Below are 16,698 nucleotides of genomic sequence, written 5' to 3'. Positions count from 1 at the left end.
TTTACGATTTATTATTTCGAGAATTTTTTTACTGATGCTGCAAATTCCGGATATTGTAAAGCGGCTTCTTCAACAGATAATCCGTCAACGGCTGCTTTCCAGGCTTGTTGTAAGGCGTTTACACCCGCAGTTGCTCCCATAGGATGGGCTAAAATTCCGCCACCAGCCATGTATAATAAATCGGTGGTTTGAGTTCTGCGGTAGGTTTCCGGTGCCTGACCGCCCCATTGTCCCGAAGAAACTACGGGTAACGGATTGTTTCCGCATACAAAAGGTTTCAGACAGGATTGTATCGATTTTACAACCGAATCATCCGATTCCCAGAATTTATTCTGAATTCCGTTAACGTGCATTTGGTCAACACCTGCCAAACGCCAGATTTTTTGGTAAGCCGGAAATTCAATTCCTAATAACGGATGACGGTTCAACATTCCCCAGCCATTTCTATGTCCGTGGATGACTAAATCGCCCTGATCACATATTTTTTTTGTTCCACTCAATCCTACGCTGTTGATACTAATCATGGCGCAAGTTCCTTCGTTTTTTTGGATGTGTTCGTATTTGCGTTGCATCGCATCAATCTCATCACTGATGTTGAAAGCATACATGACTTTCTTGCCGGTTTTGTGTGCGTGCTCATTAATTACTTTCATGATAACGTTTACACGGTCATTAAAAAGAGAGTTGGCAGTCGATCCCATTAATTCATCATCCTTGATAAAATCGATCCCTGCATCGATTAAAGTTTGTACTAAAGCTGCTGTTTGCTCCGGGCTCATTCCAACGCTAGGTTTGATAATAGTTCCAATCATCGGTCGGTCACCTACACCGCAGGAAGCTTTGGAACCCTGAATACCAAATCGAGGTCCTTTGAAATGGTTTTTAAAAGAATCCGGAACATCAAAATCCATCAATTTTAAACCGGTAAACTGACTTATTTCGTATAGATTCCCCTGTAAAGTACTAATAAGAACAGGAAGGTTGTAACCAAAGTTTTCTATGGACCAACTCACCTGAACTTTGGCTCTTTGGTATTTTTTACCCGGAATAGCATTCCCCGGAATCGAAGGTTCATCCACCAAATCCAGTTTTTCAATGTGTTCCACACGGGCAGCAAAACGTTGTTTGAGTTCGGCGGTTTCTCCCGGAACCGATACAAAAGTCCCTGAGGATTGTTCGCCTGCCAAAACCGCTGCCGCCTGTTCTACTTCATAAGGGGTTTCGATGTAATATTCTGCAAATATTCTTTCCATTTCTTTAATACACTATACTGTTGTTATTGTTTTAGTCTTCTTGTAAAATTAAGACTTAAAATCACAAATACAAATGATTAGTGTTTTTTTCGAAAAAAATAAATAATATTCGAAAATAATAGAAAGTAATACAAATAAAAAAACAACTCGTGGTAGGAGTTGCTTTTGGGGTATTTTTTGCATGAATGTGTTGCACTATTTACGCATCGTTTTATTTCTTTGATAGAAAATCACTGATTTGATTACTGATTTGTTCCATACCTTTTATCGATGGATGCCCTTCCTTTTTATCAATATTTTTCAGTTCTATACAATCTATATTGTAGTGTTTGCAAATGGTTTTTACAGATTCATTGATGGTCTCTTTCAAATCTGAATTTAGCAGAAAGTATATTTTAACATTCGGATAACGGCCTAGCATATAATCGAGCATATAGGCCATGGCGGGACGAAAATCATATAATTCTTCTTTAGTCCAGTCTTTATATTTGAATTGCCCGATAGGTGCGTTAGCCCAGGCGTCGTTAGTTGCTCCAAAAATGAATATCACATCAGGACTCCCAAGATTATCCATACGGCGAATGAACGAACGAGTGCTGTAATCTTGTTTTTGATAACCCGTGTTACAAATAGTAGAACCCGAAAAAGAATTATTAACCTCTAATTTGTAATTGTTGTCTTTTATGAATGGGTACCACCAGGTTTGTTTTACCGAAGTAACATCTGTTTTTTGAGTGATGCGGGTATTGTACCATACAAAATTGGTGTCAGGAACCATATACCCCTCAAAAGTGGAGTAGGAATCCCCTAAAATGGAAACCGATTTAAGACTCTGTGCATAACCAAAAAAGCTAAAAAAGAGTGATAAAATCAGTATTAATCTCAGTTTGTTTGTTGTCATTTCTATTCGGTTTTTATTGATTCATTTTTATTTTTTGATTTCATATCTACGACAACAGTTTTTGCCCAAAGATCACCTAATCTTAGCCCATTGTTGTGTTTCATAACTAAATATCCAACCAATCCAAAAAAGAACATATCAATCGGATCTAATAAATGTCTTTGGAAAGATTGAATAAATGTCAACCCTCTATTTTGATTTTTTTGGTCAACTGGCTTTAAACTCATAATTCCATTACCTAAAGTTGAACCTAAAAAAGTTTCAAGGCAAACTGTAAAAATAAGCCATGGTATAACTATAATAAATAATGATATGCCAGTTAATTCATAGCTTTCAGGATTTCCAACTGCTGGTTTTCCAAAAATTACAATAAGATTGTAATCAATAGTTAGGATAATTGAATAATCAATTATAACTGCTATAAATTTTCTTTCAATATAAGGCTTTGTCATTTTGAGCAAAGTTTTTTAATATTTATTGGCTAATGATTGGAGTTGTAAATCCTACGATTCCTCTTTCTCTGGTGCTCGATTGCATCGAGTACCTACTTACTTGATAATCCTTAAATAAAGCGTTTGCAACGCGGCTAATTTTTATTCATTTATTAAGAATTATTTTTGATGATCCACGTTGCAAACGCTAGTATTTATCTTTTTATTTAAAGTTGGCTCTCATTGCAAACGATCGCCCGAAGTGAGGGATTCATACGACAGCTTGTCTGTCCAAATCACTATAAGGATAATGTCCCGTTTCTTTTAACTTTTTAAATAATTCTTCGCTTCCGTTTGCTCTTGAAAATTCCATTTCGCTCCTAAAAACCTCTAAGCATAATAATAAATGATGTTTTCTGTTGCCTATTCTAAATTCTTTATTTTCGGGTTGGTAAAGGTCAAATATCAAGCAAGTGTTTTCTTTTCCTTCGTCATTGGGAATCTCACAAGTTTCATTAGGATTTAAAACAGCTTCTCGAGAAAAGAACCCAATTGTTGTAAAAATGCCACAGATTTTCCTTTCAATTAGATTAAATCGTGTTTGCTTGTCTTCACTGTTATTATAGTTGTATTTAGTAAATGTAACAAGTTCATAAGTTCCTAACTTATTTGGTAATGGTCCTGTTCCGTCGGGTTCTAAAAGTTCCATTGTTGCAAAGCCTGTCCCCTTAATGTGATTTGGAAAATAATACATATCAACAGCACCACCAACAGCAAAAGGAATTATCGCATGTCCGACTAAGTCGTGCATTTTACCAAGAATATTTTCAAGTCCTTGTGATTTTAATTCATAGTCAAGTTCATGTTCTTGCTCTGTAAATTCTTTTGGCTCTTGTCTCTTTGCTTTACCGAATATTTTTTTTAATAAGTTCATCATGTGGCTAATTTTATTCATTTATTACGAGTTATTTTTTAATGAACCGTGTTGCAAACGCTACAATTTATCTATTCATGTAAGTAGGCACTCGTTGCAAACGAGCGCCAGAGTGGGTCCTATTTTGAGTACTACCATTACCTTGAAACGCCTAAAACACTCTGGTTATCAATCTTTAACAGATGTTTATATCGAACTTAATCCATCATTTTGCGAACCGCCGTATACGTGACCCGTACGTACGGTGGTGTGAGAGGCACACTCTGTCAGTTACTGACAGAGCCGTCTACTCGATTATAGGCTGGCTTTTTATTTCGTCTTGTAGTTTTCCATTAAATTGATTAAACATTCTTTCATTTGTTTGTGAAATGTCGTTGCTTTTTCAGTGTCCATTAAATTTGGGTGTGCAGATTGATTTCGATAATCCCTGATTATTGTTTTTATTTCATCAAGATATTCAATATTTAATAATTCCTTTTCAAAACGGTCTAAAACAAACTCTTTTAAATCTTGCAGTAGTGGGCTTTTTTCAATTGTCCTACCTGTTAAATATCTAAGATTTACTTCCATTGAACCTAATTCAAAAAACCAATCTTCATTATTTTTAGTAAGACACTTTTGAATATGTTTCGATAACCTAAAAGTATTTTCATCATTTGGTTTGCCTGAATCTTTTTTCCCTAAATCCCAAGCAAATTGTTTTTCAAAATCAATATTTCTGTTAATCAACGATTGAACATATGCTCTAAATATTTTACTTAATAACTCGTTTTCCAATGCTCTACAATATTGAAGAATGAAAGGAGAGTAGTCTGGATTGTCAAGTTTTGAAATTTGGTCGAAGATATATTCAGCCTCTGGTAAATATTTTTGACTTTTTGATTCTAACAAGTCATAATAGTCAAACCAATTTTTAATTTCTTTGATATAGGTCTCAATTTGTTTTTGTTCAAAATTTAGATTGGAAATTTGTTCTTCTAATTTTTGGTTTAATCGTGAAATTTTATCTTCAATTTCACGTGGTAAATTTTGTATTTTTTTAAAATCAACTGACAAATTGAGAATTACAGTTTTAATATCATCAATTTTACTTTCTATGATAGTAAGCTTTTGAGTATGTTCTTGTTGATTTGCTAAAACTTGCTGTAAAGTATTTTGCATACTTTGCAACTGCTCTGCGTGTGGACTAACTACTTTTTCTTTTTTAAGACTAGAATACTTGGTTTTTAATAAATCGTATTTCTCTTTAATTTCAAGAAGTTGATCGTATGATAATTTTTCAAGTTTACTTTTTGAAGCATATTCCAGGTCAGCTATTGGTAAAATTGGAATTTGAATATTTGTCAGGTCTTGTATCGAAATAGTTGGAAGGACAACACCTCTTGCGTGTCTTTTAATTTGTTGATTAAATAAATTTAAACCGCTATCCGTATTAAGGTAAGTTGCAACATATTCAGCATATTTACCACGAAGAATAACAATATGTTGATTGGCAATGAATTTATTGTCATCGGAATTATGCACATATATAGAAACTTTTTCTCTGTTGAAACGAGGAAAAAGTATATCCCCGTTTTTAAGGATTGCCTTTTTTTCTCGTGTGTTTAAAATATCTTTTTTAATAAAGTTATCAGATTCAGTTTCTTCGAGAAAACCGTTTAAAATGTTTCTTGGTGAAAGAATTTTATAGTTCCCTGTTGCTTTCCTTTCGTCTTGGTTAAAAGGGATTCCAAGACATATTTCAACTAAATCTCCTATTTTTTTTGTTTCGTTTTCATTTAATTGTTCTTGATAACTTTGATTTTTGGGATTATGAAAATTAAAATCCCACCTTTCTTTAAGTTTGTCTTTTGAAACCGAAAAGTTTGGTTTTGCAGTATTTATTTTAAAACCATTTGTGTAAGTATAATAATCAGTTTTTGAAGTATTAAATTTACTTAAAACTAAAATTGAAAGTTCAACACCTGTATGTCGGATTGTTCCTTGTGGTAGCGATATAATTTTGCTTAATCCAAACTTGCTTAATATTATATTCCTTTGTTCCGTATATATTGTTGCTGTTAAAAAATTACTGGATAAAATGAAAATGGCGTAGCCATTTTCATTTAACAATTCAAGTGCTTTTTCAATATATAATATTTCGCTTGAAGTTCGTCTTCCGTCAATTTCCAGCCTTTGTCCGAGTGGTGGAAAAGTTACTACGAAATCAAACTTGTCAGATAGAGAATAATTTAAAGGGTCTGAATTTATAAATGTTAGTTTTGGGTTCAGATATTTAGAAAGCTCAATGTTGTTTGCATTTATATCAATACTTACAAGATTTTCAATTTCAGAAAGTTTTGAGGAAATTTCGCCATAGTTTGAATTAAGTACAATAGCATTCTTTGGATTTGAAATATTAGCTAAATCTGCAACTATATTTGATATAGTGTCAGGCACAAAGAATAAACCCTCTTGTCTACCACGATTTGATAATAATTCAAAGTCGTCTAAGGTTTTTATATTTTTTGAAGTCAATTCGTCTATTGTCATTTTTAGCGTCTGTTTTTTTAAGCTTGCCTGTAACTAGTATATAGGTCTGATAGAATCAGACCTATCACCCTTAAATCGGGTTGCTTTGTCTGACAAAATCAAAATTTACTTTTTTTGCTAATATATAAATAAATCTTACAAAATAGTTGATATTAGCATTTATTTCCTTATCATTTCTCTTAAGGTTTCGAGCTGGATTTCCAGTTTCTGGATATAGTCGTTTTTATCAGCCAGTTCTGTTTTTAGGGCTTTTTCCTGTAGGGTTTCAAAGCGGTACGGCAGGTATTCGCCCAGCTGCGCCAGAAAATTGTGTTTCAGCACCAGGCTTAGTTTCCACAAAACGGCAAATTGCAGCGAATCTTTCTTAAAATAATCCCTTAATCCTTTAGGACCTATACCCATTGCCTTGGCAATGCTGCTTTTGGTTTGGGCTTGCTGTATAATATGGTAATGGATAAAATTCCCTATTGGAGGGTATTGTTCGGCTTGGGTAGGTTTCGTGTTATCAGGCATAAGGCGCTATTTTTTAGAGGAATAGTGTCAAATATAAGCAAAATTTCTATAGTGTTTTAGCTTCATAGTACCTAAAAACTCCTCATAGCGAACTTAAAAAATTCCTTTTAGTACTTAAAAAGTACTTGTAGCCTACTTAAAAACTCCTTTCAGATACTAAAAAAACAGCTATAGCAAACCTAAAAACTCCTTTTTAGTACTTAAAAAAGACCTATAACGAACCTAAAAACTACTTTAATGGATTAAAAAAGTACCTATAGCGAACCTAAATAGTTCTTTTTAGGCATAAAAAAGCCCCATTTGTTGAATGGGGCTGGAAATAATGGTTGTATTTATTACTGTAATGCGTGCAATGTCTTTAAGCAAAGCTAATTTTGTATCATTTCAATAAAGGAGAAATCACATAATGTGAGCAGCTAGTGGGATTGCTTCATTCTTCGCAATGAATTTGTACAAGGAGCGCCAAAAAAACAACCTCTTTTAAAAACATAAAAGAGGTTGTTATAATTAACTATTTTTAAAATTACTTCACATCCAGTGCAATTTTTCCGGATTTTACTCCGCTGGCTTTGGCTTCGAAAGATAGTTTTCCTGCTTTTTCAGCTGCCTGTACAATGGCTGTTAATTGACCGTTAAAAAGATGCATTTTAGGCAAATGGAATAAATCCAGACAAGTAGCGTCTCCATTGGCGGAAGCCTTATAATTTCCGGCACCGCCAGCGCTGAAATTCACTAAACTCTGGTCGTTAGGACATAAGTTTCCGTCTTTATCTACCATTCTAACGTTGATATACACCAAATCTGTACCATCGGCCTGCATTTCAGTTCTGTCCGGAACTAGTTCAAGATGGTGTGCTTTTCCGGCGGTGCGAATGATTTTTTCGGCTTTTTTATTACCATCTTTGTCATAAGCAACTACTTTTACTTCGCCCGGTTCATATTTTACGTCCATCCACATCAGGCGGTAGCGGTTTTGAGGTGTTGTATTGTTTTTAGTCTGCTTGCCGTAACTTTTTCCGTTTACAAACAATTCCGCCGTTGGATAATTGGTATAAGCAAAAACAGGAACGATGTCTCCTTCTTTTCCTTCCCAGTTCCAGTGTGGTAAGACATGCAGGGTTTCGGCATTTTTATTCCAGACACTGCGGTACAAATAGTAACGGTCTTTAGGAATGCTGGCTAAATCGATAATTCCAAACATCGAACTGTGGTTCGGCCAGGCATTGATGCTATACGGACTTGGTTCGCCCAAATAATCAAATCCGGTCCAGACAAACTGTCCTAAAGTCCATTCTTTGTCATCGGCCATAGCAAAATCCAAATCGGGTAAATTAGACCAGCTGCAATATTCAAAATCATAAGAGGACGACTGGTGATCCGGATAAATAGCATCTGCTTTTTTCTCTACAGGAAATTTATAAATACCACGCGAACTTACCGTTGAGGTAGTCTCAGAACCTAAAACCATATTCTGGGATAATTTGCTAAATGCTTCTTCATAGCGATTCACACGGTAATTAAATCCCGGAATATCAATCATATTGGCAAAACCATTTTCAAGCACACAAGTCACCTGATCCATTCCGCAGGTTACTAATCGGGAAGGGTCTTCACGGTGGCAGATATCCTGTAAAAATTTAGCCACTTTATAGCCTTCAGGGCTGCATTGTGTAGGTACTTCGTTACCAATGCTCCATAAAATAACACTGGCATTATTACGGTAGTGGTGTAACATATTAATCATGTCTTTCTCTGCCCATTCTGCAAAGAAACGGTGGTAACCATTTTTACATTTGGCTTTGTCCCATTCGTCAAAAGGTTCTATCATCATCATAAAACCCATTTCATCACAAAGCGCTACTAATTCAGGTGCCGGCATATTGTGAGCGGTTCGGATAGCATCGCAACCCATATCTTTTAACATCGTTAACTGACGGCGTAAAGCTGCCACATTGATTGCCGCACCTAATGGTCCTAAATCGTGGTGGTTACAAACTCCCTGGAATTTACGCAGTTGTCCGTTGAGGAAAAATCCTTTGTCAGCAATAAATTTAATATCACGAATACCAAAAGGGGTTGTATAAGTATCTACTAATTGGTCTTTTAAATAGACTTTAGAAACGGCTTTGTATAAAGTAGGTGTCTCAGGAGACCATAAAGCAGGATTGTTCACCGTGAAATTTTGAACAAAGGGTTCACTGTGATTCATTTTTCGAATATCATTTTTAGTGGCAACCACTTTTCCGTTTTTATCCAGAATGTTGGTTTCTATCCTGATTTCCGTTTTATTCGGTACATTTTCTACTTTGGTTTCTAATCGTACCGAAGCATAATCCTTAGCCACATAAGGAGTGGTAATGTAAGTTCCCCAAACCGGAACATGAATAGGATTGGTAATAACCAAATGTACATTGCGGTACAATCCGGCTCCGGGATACCAGCGCGAAGATTGTTCTTTATTTTCTAATCGAACAGATAACAGGTTTTTTTGTCCGTCAGCATTCAATAAATCCGTTACATCTATATGGAATGAATTGTATCCGTAAGGCCAGAATATGGCTTCTTTACCGTTAACGGACACATGAGCCTCGCTCATAGCACCATCAAAAATCAGACTTACGCGTTGTCCTTTTTGGTAATTGGGTACACTAAACGTATTTCTGTACCAGCCTATTCCCATATAAGGTAAACCACCGGTTCTTCCGGTTTGTCTTTTTGCTTCTTTTTCTAAATTTTGTGTAATAGCTACTTTTTGGACATCATTATTTTCGTCAAAAGGGCCGTAGATTGCCCAGTCGTGCGGGATGCTTACTGTTTCCCATTTTTTATCATTAAAGCCAATTTGATTGGCATCTTTGAAATCGCCTTTAGAGAATTTCCAGTTTTTATTTAATAAAATTGATTTTCGAATGTCCTGAGCATGACTACAATGAATGTTTAGAACAATTAAGAAGAACAGTAGTTTTTTATAATTCATTTTTTCTACAAGGTTGGTTTTTATAAAATGCGTTGCAAAATAGAAAAATAATCGAACTTGAGAATCCTGCTTTTGTATAAAAAAAACAACCTTCCTTTATTTTGTAAAAGAAGGTTGCCTGAGTTTTTTAATGTTCTTTATTTCCAAAAGGTTTTATGATGATTCCCAGACTGAAAATAAATCCGTCAGTAGGAGCATAGATCTCCGGAAATGTGGGATTATCATGTGTAGGTAAAACCAATGGAGAAAAACGACTTTGCCTTCTGTCAGTAAAATTCTCAAAGTTGGTAAAGAGTGCACCCCATTTGAAATTTCGCATCAGTAAAAATCCCATAGTAGTATAATCGGTAGTTTTAGTTCCGTTAGATAACAGTTGTTTTCCGGTGTAATAGGTTTCAAATCCTATACGCCAGGTTTCGTTTTCATACATGATTACACTACCTGCATTGTGTTTAGGAGTAAGTGGTTTTTGTGGGTTTCCTGGCAAATAGTGCAGGCGTGCATCAATAAAAGCATAGTTTAAAAACCATTTAAAATCGTTGTAAGTCAACTTAATATTCGTTTCAGCACCTTTACTTAGGATGACTTCTGCTGCATTTTCAAATTGGAAATTAGTTCCTGAGCTGTTTAACAGCAAGGCATTTTGAATAGCGGTAACATAAAAAAGCTGGTTGGCCGAAAATCCAATTTCCCCGAAATGAGTCTGATAATTAAAATCATAATTCACGCCATAAGAACGTTCGGCTTTTAGATTGTCTTTATCAATGCCGAGTACGTTTTCGAAATTAATGGATTCTGCTTCTTCAGTAAAAATATCGGGAATTTTATATCCTAGTCCACCACCTATACGACTCGAAATCCCGTTTTCATTTTTGTACAATATTGAAATTCTTGGCAAAGGGAAAAATCCCCAGTCCGCATTATAATCGGTACGTAAACCCGTTTCCAGAATCCAGTTTTCGCTAATGTCAAATATATTATTGGCAAATAGCCCGTAGGTAAACTCTTTTTGATCGCGTTGCAACAGCGCATCATCAGCTTCATCAAAATCTACCGAATAGAAATTAGCACCCAGAATCCAGTCGGTCTTAGCATTAGTTCTTTCATAACTTACTTCGGTAAAGGTATTGATTTGCTTTCCGCTAAAGTTAAAATCAGGTACCTGCAGCGAACGGTCAAAATAAGAAATACTATTTTTGATGTTGAAATTACTTAGTGAATCCAGTTGGGTTTTGTACACTGCCTGAGTACTCAAACGCTTAGAAACATTGTCCTCAGTATATTGATGAATGCCGTTTTGCTGACTTTTAATTTTTGTCATATCCCCACCAATCCGATCATCATACGTTCCGTTAACGCCTAACCACAGTGTTGTTTTTTCAGAAGGATAATAAAAGAATTTGGGATTAAAAGAAATGGATTTTGTTTTAGGCAGATTACTAAAATCATCATCTTCGGGGTCATAGGCTTTTTGATAATGTGCCGAACCATAGAGTGTCGTTCCGAATTTTTGGTTTCGTTTGCTGTAAAAAATATTTGCTGTACTTCCTAAAGCGTGTGTCTGGGTAAGCATAATATCCAAAGCCGGTTCTTCATCGGGAGTTTTCGAAACCATATTGACTAATCCGGCAATAGCGCCACCGCCGTAAAGTGTAGAAGAACTTCCTTTGATAATTTCGAATTGCTGCAAGTCTAAAGGCGGAATCTGCATAATACTCAAACCGCTGGAAAAACCGGAATACAACGGAAAACCGTCTCTTAAAAGCTGGGTATAACGCCCGTCCAGTCCCTGAATTTTTATATTTGAATTTCCGCTGCTTAGCGAAGTCTGCTGCATCTGGATTCCGGTGCTTTCACGTAAAACCATCGAAATATTCGTTGGGTTCATCGTAGCTTTTTCTTCTAATTCTTCTGCACCAATAAATTCAATCCGGGTAGGGATTTTTCTAACCGTTCTGCTGGTACGTGATGTTTGTAAAACGACTTCTTCGAGTTCGTTTTCATTGGGTTCCAAATTAAAAACAAAAACGGACTCCCCCGGAATTTGAATGTTTTTTTTCAGGGTTTCGAAACCCAGATAAGAAATTATTATGGTTTGTTTCCCATTCGAAACATCCGATAATCTGGCTTTTCCCTCAGCATCTGTAACAGCCGATTTTTTGTCTGATTCGAGATAAATGTTGGCACCAATTATAGGTTCTTTTTCAGAAACTACCTGTATTTGAATAGTATTTGTCTGTGCCTTCATTCCAAGGCATGATAATAGGATGAGCATTGCGCTCAAAATGAATTTATTCATTTGATATGAAATTTAATTAATTAAAAATGAGACTTTTGTCCGGATATTTTAACTAATTAACTGAGGAGGTTGCCAGATAGCAGCAACAGAATCAAATTGATAATTTGACTGATAAGAAGATACTACTACATTAGAAATTTCCGTATGGATTCTAAAAGTATAGATTTTAATGCTTTCAAAAGTTACCGACATTCCGCAACAACTGCAAATACAGGTCACAGGGCAGGAATCATCATGATCTTCCTGATGATTGTGATTAAGACTGATGTTATCTTTTTTCAGGTCTTCGGCATTACTTCCGTCAGAGCAGGGTTTTAAAGATAAAACAAGTATTAAAAGTGATAATATGAAGGTACTTATTTTCATTACGGCAACGAAGTTAAAAAATCTATTTTATATTCTGTGTAGCTTAGGTGTTTCTTTTATAAAAAATATAATCGGTATTGATGGGTTCGATTCCATTGGCTTTCAAATCACTGGCAATTTGAGCTCTGTGATACGTAGCATGATTAATGATGTGAAAAATAATTTCCTGTACCGTATTTGAAAATTGAATTCCTTTAGAATTTTTATAATCTATTTTTTTATCCAATGCTATTGTTTCTAAAATGTTTAGGCTTTGATTGTAATTTTGTTGGTTGATTGTTTTTAGATTTTCTAAAGATCTCATTTCCCAAACTCCAATAGTATTTGGCTCATTTAGAATACGCTCATTCCAAATTTGTTGTGCATTTATCAAATGATTTAATAATTGCATGGATTTTTCAGGAATACAATTTTTGTTATTTTTAAATAAATGAATGAGTTCCTGATTGAAATGATAAGTATATTCGAATGCGTCTTTAAAAAAATCGTGTGTTTCCATTGGACTTGTAGTTTTCTTTCAAATATAATTAAAAATGGACTTTCAAAAATAGGTTGGTTGGATAGAATACTAGGCAATTTCTAATTTAATTGGAATAAGGATTTAAAAAAATTACCTTTGCACTTCTTAAAAAAACTTAAAATCATTTATCACTAAAGTGATATAAAGAGCGCTTTAATTTTATAACTCCTTACTCAAAAGAATGAAACAATATTTTACCCTATTTGACTTTTCGCAAAAAGTAAATTATAAAACCGAAATATTAGCAGGATTAACGGTAGCCATGACGATGATTCCGGAGTCGCTTTCCTTTGCTATTTTAGCTGGTTTTCCGCCATTAGTGGGTTTGTATGCTGCATTTATCATGGGATTGGTAACGGCTATTTTTGGCGGACGTCCAGGATTAGTTTCAGGTGGAGCAGGAGCAACAGTCATTGTATTGATTGCACTGATGAAATCGCATGGATTGGATTATGTTTTTGCGGCGGTTGCTTTAGCAGGAATAATTCAGATTTTAATTGGTGTATTCAAATTAGGTAAATTTATTCGTTTGGTACCGCAACCGGTAATGTTCGGGTTTGTAAACGGTTTGGCGATTATAATTTTCATGTCACAATTAGAACAATTTAAAACGATTGTCAATGGTGAAAGTGTTTGGTTATCCGGAAATCCGTTGTATATCATGATTGGTTTGGTGGCTTTAACTATTGCAATCGTGATTGGTTTTCCAAAAATCACCAAAGCGGTTCCAGCATCTTTGGTAGCTATTATGGTTGTTTTTGCGTTGGTTTTTGGTTTTGGAATCCAAACAAAAACTGTGGCTGATATTGCATCAGTAAGCGGAGGATTTCCGCCTTTTCATATTCCGAACATTCCTTTCAACTTAGAAACCTTAGAATTAATTCTTCCTTACGGATTGATTATGGCTTGTGTAGGATTGACAGAAGGATTGTTAACCCTAAACCTAGTAGACGAAATTACAGGAACTAAAGGAAATGGAAACAGAGAATGTGTGGCGCAAGGAAGTGCCAATATCCTGAACGGATTCTTCTTTGGAATGGGTGGATGCCCAATGATTGCTCAAACTTTAGTGAATTTATCAGCAGGTTCCAGAGCACGTTTGTCAGGTATTATTGCAGCCTTAACGATACTTTGTATTGTGCTGTTTGGCGCACCTGTAATTGAAAAATTACCTATGGCAGCCTTAACAGGAGTTATGATTATGGTGGCAATAGGTACTTTTGAATGGATTAGTTTTCGTATCATAAACAAAATGCCTAAACAGGATATTTTTGTTGGAGTTTTGGTAGCGGTTATTACTATTTTGATGCACAATTTGGCTTTAGCCGTATTGATAGGAGTAATTATTTCAGCATTGGTTTTTGCATGGGAAAGTGCAAAACGAATTCGTGCTAAAAAATATATTGACGAAAATGGAGCGAAACATTATGAAATTTATGGTCCATTGTTCTTTGCTTCTACAACTGCTTTTGCTGAGAAATTTGATGTGTTGAATGACCCCAATGAGGTAATTATTGATTTTAAAGAAAGTAAAATTGCCGATATGAGTGCTATTGATGCCGTAAACAAAATCACGGAGCGTTATGCTAAAGTCGGTAAGACGGTGCATTTGCGTCATTTAAGTAATGATTGTCGTCAATTGTTACAAAATGCTCAAGGAATTATTGAAGTAAATATTATGGAAGATCCTACTTATAAGGTAGTTCCGAATTAATACCAGTCATACTAATAGCCAGAGCCATTACAAAATGTATTGGCTCTGTTTTTTAGAAAAAAAATAAAGCCACGAATTCACGAATTATAATCTCATAATTCGTGAATTCGTGGCTTTTTCAATTAAATCTATTACTAATTTATTTTTTAATATAGTTTTGAAATATTTCATCAATCGGAATGCTGTTTGCATCGCCGTCGTGAACGATTAATCGGTAACGTAAAACAGTTGGTTTTTTATTTGATAAAGGAACTGCTTTAGCTCCCGGAAACGGATAAACAGCATTTTGCATACTTTTTTTAGCCCGTAATATCCAGGGATTTTTTGAATCCGGATTTTTAGGATTACATAAGATAGTAATTCCTGCTTTATTTCCATTTTTACCTAAAGAACCTGATATATCCATCCATTCGCTGGCAGGGAGAGGTAGGTTAGTGGGCGTGATTTTTCCCGAGGGATCGGTAAAAACAATATCGTCACTGAGTTTAATTCGTGGCGAAAAACCACCGTAACCTTTTTCGTCTTCTGAACCGCCAATTCGCATGTTGGGTTCCAGTGCCAATAATGCAATTTCGATATCAATTAAACGGTAATGCAATTGTTTGGGATAAACTTTTATCGTTGTGGTTTCTTTTACAAAAGTTTTTTCCACACCTTTTTTATTGATCCATAATGGCGATTTCCAATAAACAGTAGCTTGAATAGCTTTGCTACCGTCTTTTTGCTTTTTCTTTTTTACAGCAGCCACTTCCCAACTGAAGTTTTCTATTTCCCAGCCGTCTCCTATTCGCTTATCTCCAATGTATAATTGATGCCAAGCCCAGAAAATTCCCCGATGATGCAAATGATCAGCAGGGAAATCTTCACTTAAGACACTTCCATCCAGATTATATAACGGATGAATGTAATTCGAACGAATGTATTGTCCGTTAATTGACTTTTCTGAAGCCTGATACGTTAAAATACTGTCTTTGCCTTCGGTAAAATAACTTTGACTTTTTTCAATTTTTAAATGAACCTGACTAAAAGTGATTTGGCTCATAAAACCAACAGCAAGCAACAGATGGATTTTTTTGGTTAGCATCATTTAGTCATTTCATTTAAATAGTCATCTAAATTACCCAATGCCATCGTGAATCCTTCCTGGAATCCCATAGAGATAATTTGTTCCAGGTCGGCTAGTTTTTCATATTGAGCTACAATATTTACAGTGGTAGTTGCTCCGTTTTCGATAAAAGTATTGTTCCATACGGTTCGCGGAAAATCAGTGTTGATAGTTCCGTTTTCATCGCAAAAAGCATCTAATCCTGAAAAAGATTTTTGTACATTTATTTTTTTATAATCATTTCTGCACCAGTGTGTTTCGCCTTCGGGGCTAACCATGCCATAAAACCAAGTGCCACCTTCTCTAAAATCCATTGATTTGGTTTCGGTCTTATATGGCTTAGGTGCCCACCATAAATCTAAAATTTCCGGTTTAGTCCAGGCATCCCAAACTAAAGGAAGTTTAGCTGCAAATTCTCTTTTTACGTTTACAGTATTGTTTTCTTTATCAACAATAAAGTCAAATTGTAGGTTCGTTTTCATCTTTTTTGTTTTTTAAGGTTGCTAATATAGTATCTAATTCATTAAAACGGTTTTCCCAAATGGCTTTGAATTGTGACAGCCATTGGTCAATTTCTTTCATTTTTTCCAGTTCGAGTTGGTAATAAATTTCCCTGCCTTTTTGTTCTTGTTTTAAAAGTTCGCATTCTGTCAGGATTCTTAAATGTTTTGAAATGGCTTGTCTGCTGGTTTCAAAATGTTCTGCAATGGCATTCGGTGTCATCGCCTGAACTGCTATCAGACTTATGATGGCTCTTCGGGTTGGATCAGCAATAGCCTGAAATATGTCTCTTCTCATTCTGAATAATTTTAATGCAATCAATCAGTTGCAAATATAATGCAATTAATTGGTTGCGCAAATATTTTATTGTTTTTTTTAGTCAGCTGTAAGTTTTTGAAAGAAAAGACAACTAATATATAAAAACCAATAGATATGAAAACAATTATTGTAATGCTGCTTTTTGTAGTAGTGGGATGTGGAAAAGAATCTTCACCGGAAGGAAGATCAAAAATCAGAGATACTAATCTTCAGGAACAGATTGATAGTTTAAAACTGGAGAATGCACAAATAAAAACTGATATTCAGCTTGTTAAGGAGAAATTAAATTTAGAGCATAAATGAGCGTAGAATATGATTTTGCTTATCTTAGTTT

15 protein-coding genes are annotated in these 16,698 nt (G+C 35.1%); 2 read left to right on the top strand and 13 right to left on the bottom strand.

Annotated features, from left to right (window positions below; all coding sequences use genetic code 11):
- Positions 1–11: 11 nt before the first annotated feature.
- The 10 genes from ABS764_RS11605 to ABS764_RS11560 form a co-directional block, all read right to left on the bottom strand.
- Complete coding sequence (locus ABS764_RS11605; RefSeq protein ID WP_408081966.1) at positions 12–1,253, bottom strand: ribulose-bisphosphate carboxylase large subunit family protein; 1,242 nt, start codon at positions 1,251–1,253, stop codon at positions 12–14.
- Positions 1,254–1,464: 211 nt separating this feature from the next.
- Positions 1,465–2,154 (bottom strand): SGNH/GDSL hydrolase family protein, encoded by a 690-nt coding sequence (locus tag ABS764_RS11600; protein WP_408081965.1) that lies wholly within the window; start codon positions 2,152–2,154, stop codon positions 1,465–1,467.
- 2 nt (positions 2,155–2,156) lie between these two features.
- On the bottom strand, positions 2,157–2,606 hold the full coding sequence (locus ABS764_RS11595; protein ID WP_408081964.1) for an RDD family protein: 450 nt from the start codon (positions 2,604–2,606) through the stop codon (positions 2,157–2,159).
- Positions 2,607–2,856: 250 nt separating this feature from the next.
- The gene (locus tag ABS764_RS11590; RefSeq protein ID WP_408081963.1) at positions 2,857–3,540 is read right to left on the bottom strand and encodes a suppressor of fused domain protein; all 684 of its coding nucleotides are present in this window, start codon (positions 3,538–3,540) and stop codon (positions 2,857–2,859) included.
- 288 nt (positions 3,541–3,828) lie between these two features.
- Entirely contained in the window at positions 3,829–6,051 is a 2,223-nt protein-coding gene (locus ABS764_RS11585; RefSeq protein WP_408081962.1) for an Eco57I restriction-modification methylase domain-containing protein, read from the bottom strand.
- A gap of 159 nt (positions 6,052–6,210) precedes the next feature.
- Positions 6,211–6,564, bottom strand: coding sequence for a transcriptional regulator (locus ABS764_RS11580; RefSeq protein WP_408081961.1), 354 nt, complete (start codon positions 6,562–6,564; stop codon positions 6,211–6,213).
- A 523-nt stretch (positions 6,565–7,087) separates the two neighbouring features.
- Positions 7,088–9,541 (bottom strand): DUF4982 domain-containing protein, encoded by a 2,454-nt coding sequence (locus ABS764_RS11575; RefSeq protein ID WP_408081960.1) that lies wholly within the window; start codon positions 9,539–9,541, stop codon positions 7,088–7,090.
- Positions 9,542–9,668: 127 nt separating this feature from the next.
- Positions 9,669–11,840, bottom strand: a complete 2,172-nt coding sequence (locus ABS764_RS11570) for a TonB-dependent receptor (protein WP_408081959.1) — start codon at positions 11,838–11,840, stop codon at positions 9,669–9,671.
- Between the two features lie 48 nt (positions 11,841–11,888).
- Complete coding sequence (locus ABS764_RS11565) at positions 11,889–12,206, bottom strand: DUF6660 family protein (protein ID WP_408081958.1); 318 nt, start codon at positions 12,204–12,206, stop codon at positions 11,889–11,891.
- Positions 12,207–12,249: 43 nt separating this feature from the next.
- Positions 12,250–12,705, bottom strand: coding sequence for a DinB family protein (locus ABS764_RS11560; protein ID WP_408081957.1), 456 nt, complete (start codon positions 12,703–12,705; stop codon positions 12,250–12,252).
- Positions 12,706–12,907: 202 nt separating this feature from the next.
- On the opposite strand from ABS764_RS11560, the gene ABS764_RS11555 reads away from it, so the two are divergent.
- The gene (locus ABS764_RS11555) at positions 12,908–14,440 is read left to right on the top strand and encodes a SulP family inorganic anion transporter (RefSeq protein WP_408081956.1); all 1,533 of its coding nucleotides are present in this window, start codon (positions 12,908–12,910) and stop codon (positions 14,438–14,440) included.
- Positions 14,441–14,579: 139 nt separating this feature from the next.
- Here ABS764_RS11555 and ABS764_RS11550 read toward each other — a convergent pair whose 3' ends face one another.
- The 3 genes from ABS764_RS11550 to ABS764_RS11540 are packed head-to-tail and all read right to left on the bottom strand — an operon-like array spanning position 14,580 to position 16,343.
- Positions 14,580–15,527 (bottom strand): DUF6807 family protein, encoded by a 948-nt coding sequence (locus ABS764_RS11550; RefSeq protein ID WP_408081955.1) that lies wholly within the window; start codon positions 15,525–15,527, stop codon positions 14,580–14,582.
- Positions 15,524–16,027, bottom strand: coding sequence for an SRPBCC family protein (locus tag ABS764_RS11545; protein ID WP_408081954.1), 504 nt, complete (start codon positions 16,025–16,027; stop codon positions 15,524–15,526). The genes ABS764_RS11550 and ABS764_RS11545 overlap by 4 nt, the downstream gene beginning before the upstream one ends.
- On the bottom strand, positions 16,005–16,343 hold the full coding sequence (locus tag ABS764_RS11540) for an ArsR/SmtB family transcription factor (protein WP_408081953.1): 339 nt from the start codon (positions 16,341–16,343) through the stop codon (positions 16,005–16,007). The genes ABS764_RS11545 and ABS764_RS11540 overlap by 23 nt, the downstream gene beginning before the upstream one ends.
- Positions 16,344–16,478: 135 nt before the next feature.
- Between ABS764_RS11540 and ABS764_RS11535 the strand changes: the two genes are divergently transcribed.
- Positions 16,479–16,667, top strand: a complete 189-nt coding sequence (locus ABS764_RS11535; RefSeq protein ID WP_408081952.1) for a hypothetical protein — start codon at positions 16,479–16,481, stop codon at positions 16,665–16,667.
- Positions 16,668–16,698 lie beyond the last annotated feature (31 nt).

This window comes from Flavobacterium plantiphilum, assembly GCF_046000495.1.
In the GTDB taxonomy this organism is placed as follows: Bacteria; Bacteroidota; Bacteroidia; order Flavobacteriales; family Flavobacteriaceae; genus Flavobacterium; species Flavobacterium plantiphilum.
Note: the sequence above shows the minus strand (reverse complement) of the source record. Positions and strands in the feature narration are given on the sequence as shown.